Below are 16,315 nucleotides of genomic sequence, written 5' to 3' on the forward strand. Positions count from 1 at the left end.
AAGGACAAAGTTAATGGCAATTACCAGACGTGATTTTCTCAACGGCGTGGCGGTCACTATCGCTGCGGGACTGACTCCTCTGGATCTGGTCAGGGCGGCAGGAAATGGCAACGAATTCATTAATGGAAGTTATTATCCGCCTGCGTTGACGGGTCTGCGGGGTAATCATCCAGGTTCGTTCGAGATGGCTCATGCATTGGGCCGTGAGCATAAACGTTTTGACTTAAACCCTCTCCCCATCGAGGAGGAGTACGATCTGGTTATCGTCGGCGGCGGCATTAGCGGGCTGGCTGCCGCGTGCTTCTGGCGTGAACTCGCCGGGCAGAGCAGCAGGATCCTTATCCTCGACAACCATGATGATTTTGGCGGGCACGCCAAACGTAACGAATTTAATTCCGCGGGCAAAAAACTTCTTGGCTATGGCGGCAGCGAGTCATTTCAGTCACCAGCGCACAATTTTAGCCCCGTGGTCCAAAAACTGATGGAGACAGTTGGCGTTAGTGCTACGCGTCTGAAAGACAGTTTTGACGTGAATTTCTACCCTGACTGGCAACTTAGTCGCGGCGTATTTTTCGACAAAAAGAATTTTGGTGAGACCAAAATAGTCAGTGGCGATCCGGGGCGGGCCGTCTCCGATGATATTCCACCGGACAGACTTAATGGGCGAAATATTGAAGCGTTTATCAACGACTTTCCATTAAGTGAAAGTGACCGAAAGGCGCTCATCGACCTGCATGTGCGCCCGGTCGATTATCTTCAGGGCATGACGGTGGACGAAAAAAGCGACTGGATGGATGCCCACAGCTACAGTGAATTCCTTGCAACAAAAGTCGGATTGAGCAAAATGGCGCTGCTCTATTTTCAGCAGCGTTCCAATGATTTCTTTGCTATTGGTATCGAGGGAATTTCCTGCAGTGATGCCAGAGCCTGCGCACTACCTGGTATGGAGGCATTAGGGTTACCGCCACTGGACGGGGAGTCGCTGGCCGATCTCGAAGAGCCATATGTCTATCATTTCCCGGACGGCAATGCCGGTCTGGCACGACTACTGGTCAGACACCTGCTGCCCGACGCGCTGCCAGGCAATTCAATGGAAGATTCAGTCCTCGCAAGGCTGCATTACGAAAAGCTGGACCAGCCGGAAAATACAACCCGTCTGCGCCTGAACAGTACCGTGATCAACGCGGCGAACGTGCCGGACGGCGTTGCCGTAACCTGGTTACGTGATGGCAAAATGCATCGCGTTCGCGGTAAGAATGCCATCATGGCGGGCTATAACATGATGATCCCATACATTGTGCCTGAAACGCCGGAACAGCAAAAAGCAGACCTCAAACTGAACGTAAAAGCACCGCTTGTGTACACCAACGTGGTGGTCAAGAACTGGAATGCGTTTAAGCAGCTTGGTGTGCATGAGTTTTACTCTCCCGCTGCGCCTTACAGTCGGGTGAAGCTCGACTATCCGGTTAGTATCGGAGGTTACCAGCATCCGGCGACACCGGACGATCCAATGGTTATTCATATGGTCTATGTGCCTACTTATCCGGGCAGTAATCTGTCAGCCAGGGAACAGTTCCGCCTGGGGCGGGCATGGTTACTTGGTACCACGTTTGCGGCGCATGAAGAAATGATTCGCGCCCAGTTGCAGGAGATGTTTGGTTCTACGGGTTTTGATAATCAACGGGATATTTCAGCCATTACGGTTAACCGTTGGGCGCATGGTTATGCGTATTACCCCACGTCGCTGTTCGATGATATGGACAAAATGCCCGAGATTATTGACCGGGCGCGTAAACCAGTCGGTCGAATTGCCATTGCTAACTCGGATTCTGACTGGAGTGCTTATGCGCATGCTGCGATCGATCAGGCATGGCGTGCGGTCAACGAACTCAAGGATATGGGGTGATCTATGCGTAACGTAACCTTTCTTATCGCTTGTTTATTTAGCGTCGGTGTCTCTGCTGCTGAATCTAACGGTGAGTACATCGCGCGAATTTCTGACTGTGTGGCATGTCACACCGCTGAGGGCGGAGCGGCGATGGCGGGGGGCAAAAAGTTTCCCACGCCCGTTGGTGATATTTATTCGACGAATATTACCCCCGACAAGACCCACGGTATTGGCAACTACTCTTACGACGAGTTTGAAAAAGCGGTGCGCCAGGGTGTTGCCAAAGACGGTCATCCACTTTATCCGGCGATGCCTTATCCGTCTTATGCGAAGCTTTCCGATGAGGATGTTCAGGCGCTGTACACCTATTTTATGCATGATGTCACCTCATCTGCAGAACCCAATAAAGAGAACGCCATCCCCTGGCTCCTCTCGGCCCGATGGCCGCTGCATATCTGGAACTGGTTGTTTACCGACGCACCTGAGAGCAAAAAAGCGGATGTAAATAATGAGCTGGTCAATCGGGGGGCTTATCTGGTTGAAGGGCCTGGTCACTGCGGTTCGTGTCATACCCCAAGGGGGATAGCGATGCAGGAAAAAGCGTACACCAGTAGCGATGATGAATACCTGAGCGGCGCGATGATCGACGGCTGGTACGCACCATCACTCAAAGGGACCGCCTTGTCAGAGCAGGAATTAACGTCGCTGTTACTGACTGGAAAAAGCAAACATGCCGCGGTTTCAGGATCAATGGCCGAGGTTGTGAGTCAGAGTACTCAGTATCTGACGGATGATGACGCTGCGGCGATAGCGCAGTATTTGCTGAGTCTGAAGCGCGATAAGGCTGCCCCGGCGCGCCCGACGGCTACGTGGTCAAATTCGCCTGAAGCGGGCAAGGTTGTCTATAACCGCTATTGCTCAACCTGTCACGGCCTGGAAGGCAAAGGAACGGATGACAATGTGCCTTCTTTGATCAAAAACCCGCTGGTCATGATTGACGATCCGACCCCGCTGTACAGAGTGATTACGCAGGGGGCGGAAACACCCACGACGCGGGGAAATGTCTCCTTCAAAATGCCAGCGTATGAGGGAATGATGACTAAGGGTGAAATGCGCGACGTTATCAACTATGTGCGTAAAAGCTGGGGCGAAGGTAATGGCGAGATAACTCAGGAGGATCTGGCCGGACTTAAAAAAGCCACACACTAGCAGAACGCCGGATGGGGGGGCAAACCTCATCCGGCGTACAAATCCGACGTTCGTCAGCTATGGGCTTTAATAATCCCGGCCAGTCTGGAAAACGCCGATGCCATCTCATGTTCTTCAATGCTGGCAAATCCCAGCAACAGACCGCGGCGTTTCTCTTCACTGATGTAATACCGCGACAGCGGCCGAACCAACAAACCTTCGGCATTTGCCAACCGTGCAATGGCAACGTCATCGCTATCGGCTGGCAACTGTAAAATCAGATGCAGCCCGGCGTTACTGTTGAAGGAGCCCAGATAATGTTCACCGAGCATCCTGGTGATCAGTTCAACCAGCATATGGCGACGGCGGCTGTAGAGCTGACGCATTTTGCGGATATGGGCCGCGTAGTAACCCTCTTTAATAAACTCAGCCAGCGCGGCCTGAATCAGAAGATGACCACCGCGATAGAGGTCAGTATGAACTTTCTTCAGTGGGGTAGCGAGTGCCCTGGGCAGGACGACATAACCGAGTCGGAGTGCGGGATAAAGTGTTTTGCTGAACGTGCCGATGTAAATGACTGGACTCTCTTCCTCCAGTCCCTGTAATGACGGAATGGGCTGACCCGAGAAGCGAAACTCACTGTCGTAATCATCTTCCACTATCCAGCTTCGTGTTTCACGCGCCCGAAAGAGGAGCTGCCGCCGCCGGCTGAGGCTCATTACCGAACCGAGGGGATATTGGTGTGACGGTGTCACAAAAATCAGTTTCGGCGCAACCTCTGATTCTCCTGGCGGAACCATACCTTGTTCATCAACGGGGATCGCCGAAAAGTTAACAGCGTTGATACGCAGAATGTTTTTTATTCCCCAGTAGCCAGGTTCTTCAATCCAGACGTTATCACCTGGGTCACACAGAGTGCGGGTCACCAGATCCAACGCCTGATGAATGCCTTCGGTGATCAGTATCTGTTCGGGAGAGCATCTGACGCCGCGCGCGGTACGCAGGTAATCGGCCAGCGCCTCTTTCAGCTCACTTACGCCGCCTGTAGCATCGTAGGTAAGAAACTCCGGGCGCAACCGTCTTGCCAGCCGGTCCTGAATCTTTTTGAGCGTGCGGTGAGGAAAATACTGTACGTCAGGTACGCCTGGGATAAAAGGTCCCCACTGTCGGGGGCTCGCGCTGGCGTAACCCAGCAGTTCAAGACAACGCGCTGATAAGCTGGTGTGGTCTTCTTGCGCGGGTGAGGTGGGTTCCCTGTCGGTGCGCAGGTTGAGATTATCCAGTACGCTGTCAGTAACAAACGTCCCGCTGCTGGTGCGTGCAGAAATATACCCCTCGGCCTGTAACTGCTCATATACCCGTAATACGGTGTTGCGAGATAGCGCCAGCTCACTAGCCAGATCCCGCGAAGGGGGCATGCGGGTTGCTGGTTTCAGGTTACCTTCAAGAATACAACTGCAGATGGCGGCATACAGACGACGATGAAGCTTTTCGTCAGTCTGCTGGCTAAATGCTTGCTTGATCACATCTCCGGCAAGTGAACGCATTTGGATCCTTAAAATAAAACGATTTGGCTCTCGATTAAAGTACCAGATGGCGTCTAAATTTAAAGGGTAATTCAACCCGGATATGTTTATGGACAAGGTGTAGATAATGAACAATAAAAACCTGCAACAACGTCGTTTGGATGCCACCCCGCGTGGCGTAGGTGTGATGTGTGATTTTTTCGCTCAGTCAGCGGAAAACAGCACAATTACCGATATCGAAGGCAATCAATATATTGATTTCGCTGCCGGAATTGCCGTGCTGAATACCGGACACCGTCATCCTCGTATGGTGCAGGCAGTCGAGGCTCAGCTTCAGGCTTTTACTCACACGGCATACCAGATAGTCCCGTACGAGAGCTATGTTTCTCTGGCTGAGAAAATCAATGCAGTTGCGCCTGTTGATGGGCCGCGTAAAACCACATTCTTTACTACCGGAGCAGAGGCGGTAGAAAACGCGGTTAAAATTGCCCGCGCACACACAGGTCGCCCGGGTGTTATCGCCTTTGGCGGCGGTTTTCACGGACGCACATACATGACCATGGCACTTACCGGTAAGGTCGCGCCGTATAAAAAAGGATTCGGTCCGTTCCCTGGATCTGTTTACCATGCGCCTTATCCTTCTGAACTACAGGGTATTTCCACCGCAGATTCGGTTAAAGCAATTGAGCGGCTGTTTAAAGCTGACATTGACCCCAGCCAGGTGGCGGCGATTATTTTCGAACCCGTGCAGGGCGAAGGGGGATTTGTTGTAGCTCCGCCTGAATTTGTCGCATCTATCCGCCGCATCTGTGATGAGCACGGCATTGTGATGATTGCCGATGAGGTGCAAAGTGGTTTTGCCCGTACGGGTGAGTTGTTCGCTATGGATCACTACGATCATAAAGCTGACCTGATGACCATGGCGAAAAGTCTTGCTGGTGGTATGCCGCTGTCAGGTGTGGTCGGTAAGGCCGAGATTATGGACGCACCAGCGCCGGGTGGTTTGGGCGGCACCTATGCCGGAAACCCGTTGGCTGTGGCAGCGGCCCACGCGGTGCTTGATATTATTCATGATGAACAACTGTGCCAGCGCGCAGAAGCACTTGGTGAGCAACTGCGTGCGGCCCTGAACGATGCTCGTGCAGGGTGTCCGGAGTTGGCCGAAGTACGCGGATTAGGCTCAATGATTGCTGCTGAATTTTGTGATGCAACAACGAAGGAGCCAAGCGCTGCCGTCGCGCAACGTGTGCAGAAGAAAGCGCTTGAGCAGGGGTTACTGCTGTTAACCTGCGGTCAATACGGCAACGTGATCCGCTTCCTCTATCCGCTGACTATTCCGCAAGATCAGTTCGCCAAAGCGTTAGATATCATCAAAATGGCCATTAAATCGTAATATCTGACGCGCAGTACGCACGCAGGTCGACGGTAGTGATTGCCGTCGGCTTTTCTTTTATCGCCGTTAAGTCCAGCGTGACGTAACACGATCCTGCCTGTTTCACGTCATAAATTGATCTTCATCTTTTGAATGGCTCGATTTATAGATAATGGGTTGCCAGTCACATCGTTATATAATTTAATACATATCGTTTTTTCCTTTCCAGATGGTATCTATGTTAACTCTTCGTTCTTTTGTGCTGGTTTGTGCCAGCCTGTTGTTTGCGTTTTCCGCGCAGGCAGACCGCAGTGTCACCGATCAGCTAGGCCGTCAGGTCACGCTACCAGACCACGTCGATAAGGTGGTTGTGCTGCAACACCAGACGCTGAATATTCTGGTTCAGTTGGATGCTCAACAGTCAATTGTTGGTGTCATGTCGAGCTGGAAAAAACAGCTTGGCCCTGAGTTTGCCCGCTTTATGCCAACGATTACCTCATTGCCAACGCCTGGCGATCTCACCAGCGTGAATATTGAAAGTTTGCTGGCGATTCATCCGCAGGTGGTGTTCGTTGCCAACTATGCGCCAGCGGAGATGATCCAGCAGATCCAGAATGCCGGTATTCCGGTGGTGGCTATCTCGTTACGCCAGGATATTGACGGGCAGCAGAACAAAATGAACCCGACAATGGCCGACGAGGAACAGGTCTATAACGAAGGGTTAAAGCAGGGCATTCGGCTGATTGCCGATGTGGTTGGGCGCAAATCCCAGGCTGAATCGCTGATTAACTACGTTTTTGCGGCGAGGGAAAAATTTAATGCACCGGTCGCTAATATTCCTGAAGCGCAAAAAGTCCGTATCTATATGGCTAACCCCGATCTCATGACCTATGGTTCCGGAAAGTACACCGGGCTGATGATGCAGCACGCTGGCGGGCTAAACGTTGCGGCTGCGAGTGTTAAAGGGGCGCGGCAGGTTTCGCTTGAGCAGGTATTACAGTGGAACCCGCAGGTTATTTTTGTTCAGGATCGCTATCCGCAGGTGGTGGCTGAGATCCAAAACGATCCCAACTGGCAGGGAATTGATGCGGTGAAAAACCATCGTGTCTGGCTGATGCCTGAATACGCTAAAGCCTGGGGATATCCGATGCCGGAAGCACTGGCGATTGGTGAGTTATGGATGGCAAAAAAACTCTACCCGGATGCCTATAAAAACGTGAATGTTGATGCGCAGGCGCAGGAGTACTACCAACGTTTTTATCGTGTGAACTGGCAGCCTGATGCTGGTAAGTAAGCGCATTTTATCCTGGCAACCGATCCTCATAACGGCTGTGCTGTTGCTGGGAGTGGGCTCGCTGTGTCTTGGACATTATCCATTGTCATTGGGCGATGTGTTTTATCAGCTTAGCCATTATTCCGACACTCAGGGCATTGCAAATCAGGTCATCTGGACTGTCAGACTTCCGCGTATTCTGATGGCATTGTTAGCGGGGGGAGCCCTTGGGCTGTGTGGCGCCACCTTGCAAGGGGTGTTTCATAACCCGTTGGTTGACCCACATATTATTGGGGTAACTTCCGGTTCAGCTTTTGGCGGCACGCTGGCTATTCTGCTCGGGCTGGATCCGTGGCTGATGATGGGCTCAACGTTCTTCTTCGGTCTGGCAGCCTTAATCCTGGTGTACGCCATTGCCGCGCTCCAGGGACTGGAGAATACGCTTGTTCTGATCCTGTCAGGTATCATTTTGAGTGGTTTTTTTGCGGCACTGGTGAGTCTGATTCAATATCAGGCCGATACCGAAGAAACATTGCCTAATATTGTGTTCTGGCTACTGGGTAGTTTTGCGACGGCCAACTGGCATAAAGTGCTGATGCTGACCGTTCCGGTCAGTATCGCGGCGACAATTTTGTACCAGTTGCGCTGGCGGATAAACCTGTTATCACTCAATGATAAAGACGCTAAAGCGCTCGGCGTGGCGGTGATTCCTCTGCGACGCAGTGTGCTGGTCTGCTGCGCGTTTTTAGTCGCGGCACAGGTATCTGTCAGCGGCAGCATTGCCTGGGTTGGGCTGGTTATTCCGCATCTGGCGCGACTGCTGGTGGGTGTCGATCATCGTCGATTACTTCCCTGCGCCTTCTGGTTGGGGGGCGGTTTTATGATTGCGGTAGATGATATTGCGCGTACCTTGATGTCGGCGGAAATACCTCTGGGGATCATTACCGCATTGCTCGGTGCGCCGCTATTTGCCTTTTTGTTAATTCAGTCCAGTCGTCGGGGAAAACGATGAAATCTGCGGTTCTGTATGTTGATCAACTGGCATATGGTTACCAAACGCCGTTATTTGAGCCACTCACATTTCGTTGTGAGAAAGGTGATATATGGGCCGTACTGGGGCGTAATGGGTTGGGGAAAAGCACTCTGCTGGACACGTTAACCGGTACGTTGCCTGCGCTTGGTGGAAGTATAGAAAGTGAAGGTGGAATCGGGGTTGTCGCTCAGCATTCCCATCTACCATTTCCCTATACGGTGAGTGATGTCGTGCTGATGGGGCGAGCACAACATGTGAAGCTGTTTGCCCAACCCCGTCATCAGGACAAGCAACGGGCGGCTGAGGCGCTGGAACAGTTAAACATTGCGCATCTTGCTGCGTGTTCGTTTAGCTCGCTCTCCGGTGGGCAGCAACAGCTGGTGATGATCGCCAGGGCACTGGTAACCGATTGCCAGACGTTGTTGCTTGATGAACCCTGTTCCGCACTGGATTTAGCCAATCAGCAGGTAGTGTTGCAACTCATCAGCGATCTGGCCCATCGACAAGGATGCAGTATTCTCTTTTCCACTCACGATCCGCTGCATGCACTGCAAATAGCAACCCATACGCTGTTGCTGTTACCGCAGGGGAAATGGCTTGCCGGTCCTACAGACAGCGTTGTGACGGAAGATAATCTGTACAGGGCTTATGGATTGCCGCTGCGAAAATTCAGCCTGGAAAATCATCCGACGCCGTTTATTGCGCCCCTGTTTGCGATCCATCGCTAAGGGGTAAAAATCCGGCGGCGGTTAAAAATTCCTGACCGCCGCTGGTGAGAATAAATTCAACCAACGCCATGACCTCCTTAGACGCGTCGAGAATGGCAAGCTGATATTCGCACTGAACGTTGTGTTCTGGCGGGATTGCAACACAACGGACATCGGGCTGCCCACACAGCGTTTTCGCATAGTGCGCGTAACCAATGAACAGATCGGCAAATCCCTGACGAATAACCCATGCGCTGGCCAGTTCGCCTTTTGGCACGTTGAGACTGTCGCGACCTCCAACCAGCGCAGTGGCGCGTTCGCGCAGTTGTTGCCCAAGACCCGCTTCAAGCAAATCCAGCTTCTCGAAAAAGGCCCAGGTATAATCGCCACAGGGATCGCATCCGGGGGTTGATGTACCGATACGCAGGGTGGGGTCACGCAGCAAATCCAGCCATTCGCCGGGACGAGCGGTGGTAAGACTCAGTTGATTACGGCTAAACGTCTGTACGGATACGGCTTTACGACTGGACAGTAACTGTTGGGGATGTGCTCGATTTGCCGAAGCAAAAAGTGCGCACGGTTCACCGGCCTCAATTCGCTCCCGCAATAAACCTGCCGGGCCATATTCAACAGTGAAATCTATTCCGCTCAGGCGGGTGAAATGGCTTATCAGCGGGGTTAATGCCGGCCGTAAACTGCCAGCAGCAAAGAGGGGAACAGAAGCGGACATAAGATCAGATCTCTGTGATAAAGAAGATGGTGGAGACAACTATACCTGCTTACCACCTCGCGATAATGCTTCTTTTGATGGTAATAGCAGTGTGTTTTAGTCATGTCTCATAGAACGGCAAACGTCGACGAAAACGGACTGCCGGTTGCACAATAGCTTTCGCAATACAGTCGCCTATTTCCGCGCAGGCAGTAAGACCTTGTACGAACGGTTGATCGTGCATCAGCCAGGGAATGGCGGCAAGTGCAATACGACCACGAACAATATCCGGTGCCTGCAAGGTGTAGTCTTCACCGACATCTGGTAATTCCTCGCCTGTGGACTGAAGCTGTTTTCGTAACGTCGGAAATGGCAGATCTTTTGTTTTTAGTGGTTTTTGTCCTCTGGCGTCGATAAACACGTCAAATTTATACGCCTTATCGTTAGCGGAGATTACGGTTGCTGTACCTTGCTGCTCCAACTGGTAATCCGGGCCGAGGGCGAGAATACTCACTATCCCGGCTTCACGCAGTGCCAGTAATCTGCGAATTGACTGTGAGGGGATGGCGGCATAATTATCGATAAAGACGCGCGCAAGTCCGTTGTTGAAGCGTTTTCTGTCCTTCTCATTGAGTGAGGGAACAATCTCCTGCACGGCCTCATGCAAGCGAAGAATAGTGTAGCGCCAGGCGACAGTTCGTCGGTCACGCTTATTACGCTCAACTTCTTCAAGGTTAGTTTCGGCCCACTGAAAAGGGTCGTGTTTTTTGCGTGCGGCAAACCAGGCCTGCGTAAAACTGTCCGCATTGAGCGATGACAGAGCGATCTGTTGGCTCCATACAGGGTCAGTATGTTCAATTTCTTTTACTATCAGCGCAAAGACCCGGTCGAGCAGGCCTTCTGAGCCGTCGGCTATCTGTTTTTCCAGTGCTTCCCCGGTAACAAAACACAGCGGTTCATAGGGGATAGGGCAGTAAAAATCGGCTTCCGGTAAAATGCCAGAGCGGGACATGAGTGCAATGTGCAGATCCCGACTTTTGTCATCTTTTTCGAAGCGAATATGCTGCCCGTTATCGGACACAAATCTGCCATGCTGCGCCACGACAGCCATTGCCGCATCAAGAGCGCTCAAAGACGTGCCCATTATCCCTATCTGGCATGCCGGGATTTCTGCATCCATCAGACCGGTCCACGGGCTGGGAAAAAAGGTGCGAGTTAGCGCCTCCTCATCAGGCCAAACGTGCCCCGTTGCTATGACGGCGAGGTCAAATAGTTCAGGTGCAGCCTGCTCAGTGCAAACAACAATGCCCTCCGCTGTTGCCTGGATGTCGTTTACCAGGCAGGATTCATTCACTTTGATATTAAACCCCTGTCTTTCCGCCAGGCTGACAAGTTGTAAAAACTGGTCACGGAAATATTCACCAAGAAGAATGCGCGGCAGAAACTGGCGGACGTGCAGTGAGCCATGTTCAACGCCATAACGCGCTAAATGTGCTTCACTTTGCTGGCGTAACCAGTCGATATAGGGCGAGATAATGGGGGGAATTTCAATGCTGGCGATATTTGCCAGCATCATCCTTGAATTTTCTTCGTCGCTGTAGGGCATACCAACCCCGGCTTCTTTGGCTTGTTCATAGAGGGTAATTGACAGCGGTGTTTGATGCTTAAGCAGCGCGAATAACGTATAAATACCAGTAGGTCCCGCACCAACGATTGCTATCTTTTTCATCATTCTCCGCCTGTTTTTATTTAAACCTTTCGAATAATGCTGTTTGCTATGCCTGTGTTGAATCAGTGACATAGAATTACAGTTAATCGGTTATACGTTTACTCGACAATCACCTTAGCTCTGGCTTTTGACAGCAGAATTTTGACCAGTCCGGTGAAGGTTACCGGTTTGTAGAAATAGTAGCCCTGCAGGAAGGTAATGTTATTTTGGTTCAGGTAGTCGAGTTGCTCTTTCGTTTCGACCCCTTCGGCGACAATGCTTAACGACAGTTTACGAGCCAGATCCAGCACACAATCCAAAATGCGGGTTGAATCCGGATCGGCATTTACTCTACCAACGAAACTCTGGTCAATTTTAATATAATCAATATGCAGATCATGAAGATAAGAAAGTCCTGAATAGCCGGTGCCGAAATCATCCAGGGCAATTACGAAACCATTTTCGTGCAGGACATTAAGTCGCTGAACGAGGTGTTCATCCACATGTAAGGGTTCACGTTCGGTTACTTCAATAACCAGATGTAAATCATTTCGTCTGAAACTGTCCCTGTATTTCAGACACTCCTCAACAAATGTGGGGGAGGTGATATGGGATGCACTAAAGTTAATCCCGACATGAAATCCCTCGGGCAACTTACTGGCAATGACATTCATCTGCGTCACGACCTGTGTCATCAGACTTTGAGTCAGGGGAATTATCAGACCGGATTTTTCGGCAACTGGAATGAATGACGCCGGGGAGATATATCCGGCTCTCGGGTGTTTCCATCTGGCTAATACTTCAACACCGCGCAGCGTCAACGTTTTGCCGTTAACGATCGGTTGATAAAAAGGTACGATCTCTCCGTTGCTGATTGCTTTGCGTAACGTCTCTTCAGGCGTCGCATTCTTGTTCAAATATTTTTCCAGTGCGTAAGCCGCGATACCGGATATCAGCAGGATGAATATCAGTATGCCTGAACCTTTAGTGACCAGTCTGGCTAAGCTGAACAGCGGCGGTTGATTGTAAATTATACTGTAATGATATTTAGCCGAGTCAATTCGCCCGGTTAGTGGCGTATTTGCGTCTATTGTTGCCACATCTCCCGACAGGCCGATGGTGTTATTTCCCACGAGTAGTGAATACGCAACCCTCTTCAACGGAACATTCAGCGCTCCGCGAATATGCTGATCGCTGATGGTGACCAGAATACGGCTCGTTGCAAAAAGTGTCTGGTATAGCAGTACCGGCAGGCCGTTGACGGTGTTTTTGGCGGGTGCCAGCAGTAAGTTTGTTTCAGGCACAACGGGAATATGGGTCAATAACACGCGATTACCCGGCAGCGATGAACACCATACTGCCCCATTTTTGATGATAAGAATGGTCCGCAGGTGAGGCTTCAGAGCAGCTTCTGTGCCGAGCTGATATTGTTCTTCCAGATCGCAACCCTTCACGACGATGTCCTTAGCCGTTTTGGTCGCCAGAGTAGCCTCATCGAGTATATTGTTTATGTTGTTTTCTGCATATTTAGCGCCAGCAAGGCTATCGGCCCTTGATGAATACCAGAGCTGAATATTCAGGACAGAAACGCCGAAAACAAAAAGACACGCTGCGAGTGTTAGAGGAAGCAGTATGCTGCGCATTGTCGTGTCCTCGGCCAAAAGACGTAATCTCTGGGGATGAGTGGTTCGCTTAACTGACGAGTAGGCAAAGCATGGTAGACAGAATAAAAAATATCCATAACCCCATCGACATTTCTACTCTATTTCTTATCGTTTGAGTTATGTATCACGCGGCCATCGTGCCGGATTGACAGCGCCACGCTGTGTTGTACCTATCCGCAGGCCACGAGGGATGGATTGATGCTATACTTGAGCTTATTTCTTGGAGGTACAACAAGGAGTTAGCCATTTTGTCGAGACAAAAATATATTAGTGCGATTATCTTGACTGTGGTTTGTACCACCTTAGTGTTCATCGCGCTGGCCGTGCATGAAGCGCGAAATTTACAGAATTATATGGGATATGTCGCTGAAAATGGCAAATCGGCACTATTCCATGAAGAGTCAATTAATCAGAATATCGCCAGTCGGCTTTCGCGGGAATTCTATTCCAGAACATCCTCCGATAACCTTACCGATAGTGAACTGGCAGAGATCTGTCGACATGTAGAAAACGAGGGCAACATCTACGGGTTTAATCTTCTGTCTAAAACTATGAAAAACCTTGAAGGGACCTTACAGACTCAGAATAAAACGTGTACAGAGTGGGGGCGTGATATTGGCGCGATGTCCATAATTCAAAGTCCAGGGAGTACGGTCTCACAAAAGTACAGTTTTTCAAACTATACCGGCTATGCTTTCAGGAATATCAGATACTACATAGATCTTTCACATAACTATATTTACATCAATAAACTGGTTAATACCCGTGACTATACCTTTAGTAACTGGTTAGTTAATAATGGTCGCAGCATTAATATCGCGCGTAGCGCACATACTATTACCATCGATGAGAACGCTCTGGATGACCTGATACGAGGGGAAAGCATTGTGTCTCATATTTACCAGGATGGTTATACTCAAAATAATATTATCAGCATGCTTACTCCAGTGTTCCTGGGAGATAAAGTGAAAGGCATTCTGATTACAGATATCAATATTAACGATCTTATCGTTTCATTCGAAACAGTTGACCGGCCGTTGCTATGGAAATTCCTGTCTCTGTATGTTACGGATAATGCAACCGGTGCGAATATTATTTTTCATAACCCGGATCTCAAATCTTTTGGTTTGATCAGTTACCAGGACAAAATCACCCAGTATTACACTCTCCATGTCAAACTGGATGCTATCTACGTCATCATCGCTAATCTGTGGCTATTTATTTTGTATGTTCTGGGGACCTGGACATTATGCCGATATGCGCATAAGCAGTTAATCAGACAGGAATCGCTTTCGCGGGATAACGTGACGGATGTGATGACTGGCCTGTATAACAGAAAAGTTATTACACCTGAACTTGAGCAAAAAATACGCGCGCTCGTTGATCGCAACATCCCTGTCACGATCATCGCGATTGACAGCGATGGACTCAAAAAAATAAATGATACGCTTGGCCACCATATGGGTGATAAAGCGATACAGGCACTGGGTTTGGCGCTGGGAAATACTATTCGTAAAAGTGATTATGGCATACGGCTGGGGGGGGATGAGTTCTGCCTGGTTCTTATCGATTATTCACTGAATAAGTCTCGTGATGTTATCGATCGCGTGCAGGAACAATTGCTCACTATTGATCGCGATAAACTGGTGGCGTTCTCCTGGGGAGCGCACCAGATGCAGCCAGGCGATACGCTTGAAGTTGCAATGTTGAAAGCGGACGAATTACTGTATCAACACAAACGTAGCAAATATGCGGAACGCCGATAGTGATGGGTGATAAATACCGTTTTCGTAGGCTGTGTAAAGGGCAAGGAAGCGACTGATTTCGACGTGATAACTCACCATAATCGCTTCTCTTTTTTATCGTAAAGTAGTGCTAACGCTACTAATTTGCAGGTTTTTTATGGCTATTATTTCCCCTAAATATCAACGTGCATACCAGCGAGAATACGAAAAAGAGGCTGTAAAAAATGCCCTTGTCTGGATGAGCATGAATGACTATTTAGCTGAGTGCCTGGCTATTCATGATGAGTGCCACGAAGGTTATTCCCTTCATGAGCAGGTAAGTTCATGGCTTTTTATGCTTCGCATGAAAGGTAAGCCAGAGTTATTGGGGTACAAAACCGCGATACAGTCAAAGGACATGGAACTTCTACATTCAGCCCTGCGTCAGTCTGCCATGGTCAGGCACGTGACGTTGGGTGTGGATTCCGGATGCGATCACTGCATCAATATATGGACGACCCTGGATATTCTTGCCGCCGGCATGTTTTATCGTGTGTCACTTCTTTTACCTGAAAAGTGTGGTCTGAGTGACAATGGTCATCCTGTTACAATAGCGATTACCAATTTAGTTATGGCTTTATGGTACAAACGTACTGACTTTGAAACAGATGCAAGGGAAGGCGCAAAAAGGGTACTTGCGACTAAGCAGGCCACTCACGATCTCCTGGCTATTCGATACCTGATTGCACTTCTTGATGGAAACGTTGCCGAAGCGGGAACACTACTCGATCTATATTGTAAAAGTGTTCCACAAGTAAGGGAGTTTGGTGTCACTAAGCTCAATAAAATGTTCTGGCCATATGCACATGGGTTGTACAATCTTGCTTTTATTGTTTTAGGTCACGATAAAGCCAGCGCAATACCAAAACCAGAGTCGGATTGTTTCCTGAACGAATTGTCCGAGTGGCAACTCACCCATAATTATTGCTCCGGCTCGCTGTTTTTTGAATATCCGCAGCCAGTTGGAATAATTAACTCAATTATCTCGTGTACGCCTCCAGAATGTTTTTTACATCAACCCGATCGGGATACAAGTAAAAATTATAAAGAAAAAAGATATCTGCATGCAGAGCATTTTGAACAACAGGTAATTAAAACAGTTCTGGATAACATGACAAATAAGTCCAGCATCGAGATATAACGGTCACTACAGGAGAACCTACAGGGGTTGATTTGTTGTAGTATTGTCGTGTTTTTTGCGGCGCATGTTTTAATGCTGACTTGTTTATAATTTAACTTTCAATTAATCAAATGCCCATTAATGGACATTTGTCGCGCTCCCTATCTGTTTCACAGGTAAGTATAATATTTTTATGCACGGCATCCTTCAAGCTGCCTCGGCGTTGGCTACGTTCGTTCGCCCGAATCACTTACCAGAGTGAGCTCATCGGGATTCACTCACTTGCCGCCTTGATGCAACTTGAATGATTTTTTGTATATACCCATCATACTTAAACCGCTTA

General features: G+C 49.6%; 12 protein-coding genes. 8 read left to right on the plus strand and 4 right to left on the minus strand.

What is annotated here, in order from left to right:
• The first annotated feature begins 13 nt into the window (after window positions 1–13).
• Entirely contained in the window at window positions 14–1,906 is a 1,893-nt protein-coding gene (locus tag OH663_RS22285) for a flavin monoamine oxidase family protein (RefSeq protein WP_200011716.1), read from the plus strand.
• Window positions 1,907–1,909: 3 nt separating this feature from the next.
• On the plus strand, window positions 1,910–3,097 hold the full coding sequence (locus OH663_RS22290; RefSeq protein ID WP_200011719.1) for a c-type cytochrome: 1,188 nt from the start codon (window positions 1,910–1,912) through the stop codon (window positions 3,095–3,097).
• A gap of 53 nt (window positions 3,098–3,150) precedes the next feature.
• Here OH663_RS22290 and pdxR read toward each other — a convergent pair whose 3' ends face one another.
• Window positions 3,151–4,623: a MocR-like pyridoxine biosynthesis transcription factor PdxR gene (gene pdxR, locus OH663_RS22295; protein WP_200011721.1), complete on the minus strand. Its 1,473-nt coding sequence runs from the start codon at window positions 4,621–4,623 to the stop codon at window positions 3,151–3,153.
• 106 nt (window positions 4,624–4,729) lie between these two features.
• On the opposite strand from pdxR, the gene puuE reads away from it, so the two are divergent.
• The 4 genes from puuE to OH663_RS22315 all read left to right on the plus strand — a co-directional run bounded on the left by puuE (window position 4,730) and on the right by OH663_RS22315 (window position 9,008).
• On the plus strand, window positions 4,730–5,995 hold the full coding sequence (gene puuE, locus OH663_RS22300; RefSeq protein ID WP_045442343.1) for a 4-aminobutyrate transaminase: 1,266 nt from the start codon (window positions 4,730–4,732) through the stop codon (window positions 5,993–5,995).
• Between the two features lie 217 nt (window positions 5,996–6,212).
• The gene (locus OH663_RS22305; protein WP_048221552.1) at window positions 6,213–7,268 is read left to right on the plus strand and encodes an ABC transporter substrate-binding protein; all 1,056 of its coding nucleotides are present in this window, start codon (window positions 6,213–6,215) and stop codon (window positions 7,266–7,268) included.
• Entirely contained in the window at window positions 7,255–8,259 is a 1,005-nt protein-coding gene (locus OH663_RS22310; RefSeq protein WP_200011723.1) for a FecCD family ABC transporter permease, read from the plus strand. The genes OH663_RS22305 and OH663_RS22310 overlap by 14 nt, the downstream gene beginning before the upstream one ends.
• On the plus strand, window positions 8,256–9,008 hold the full coding sequence (locus tag OH663_RS22315; protein ID WP_200011725.1) for an ABC transporter ATP-binding protein: 753 nt from the start codon (window positions 8,256–8,258) through the stop codon (window positions 9,006–9,008). The genes OH663_RS22310 and OH663_RS22315 overlap by 4 nt, the downstream gene beginning before the upstream one ends.
• On the opposite strand, the gene OH663_RS22320 is transcribed toward OH663_RS22315, so the two are convergent.
• From OH663_RS22320 to OH663_RS22330, 3 genes are all read right to left on the minus strand, one after another.
• A complete protein-coding gene (locus OH663_RS22320; RefSeq protein WP_045442354.1) occupies window positions 8,977–9,717 on the minus strand; it encodes a substrate-binding domain-containing protein in 741 nt (246 codons plus the stop codon). The two genes, OH663_RS22315 and OH663_RS22320, sit on opposite strands and share 32 nt — an antisense overlap.
• 100 nt (window positions 9,718–9,817) lie before the next feature.
• Window positions 9,818–11,425: an FAD-NAD(P)-binding protein gene (locus OH663_RS22325; protein WP_200011798.1), complete on the minus strand. Its 1,608-nt coding sequence runs from the start codon at window positions 11,423–11,425 to the stop codon at window positions 9,818–9,820.
• A gap of 98 nt (window positions 11,426–11,523) precedes the next feature.
• Entirely contained in the window at window positions 11,524–13,047 is a 1,524-nt protein-coding gene (locus OH663_RS22330) for an EAL domain-containing protein (RefSeq protein WP_045442358.1), read from the minus strand.
• A gap of 269 nt (window positions 13,048–13,316) precedes the next feature.
• Here OH663_RS22330 and dgcJ point away from each other — a divergent pair, with 269 nt between their 5' ends.
• Together dgcJ and OH663_RS22340 are read left to right on the plus strand one after the other, a co-directional pair.
• Window positions 13,317–14,834, plus strand: a complete 1,518-nt coding sequence (gene dgcJ / locus OH663_RS22335; protein WP_223306986.1) for a diguanylate cyclase DgcJ — start codon at window positions 13,317–13,319, stop codon at window positions 14,832–14,834.
• 136 nt (window positions 14,835–14,970) lie between these two features.
• A complete protein-coding gene (locus OH663_RS22340) occupies window positions 14,971–15,993 on the plus strand; it encodes a hypothetical protein (RefSeq protein ID WP_048221547.1) in 1,023 nt (340 codons plus the stop codon).
• Window positions 15,994–16,315 lie beyond the last annotated feature (322 nt).

Origin of the sequence: Citrobacter sp. Marseille-Q5395, assembly GCF_947057495.1 — a bacterium.
Lineage (GTDB): Bacteria > Pseudomonadota > Gammaproteobacteria > Enterobacterales > Enterobacteriaceae > Citrobacter > Citrobacter murliniae.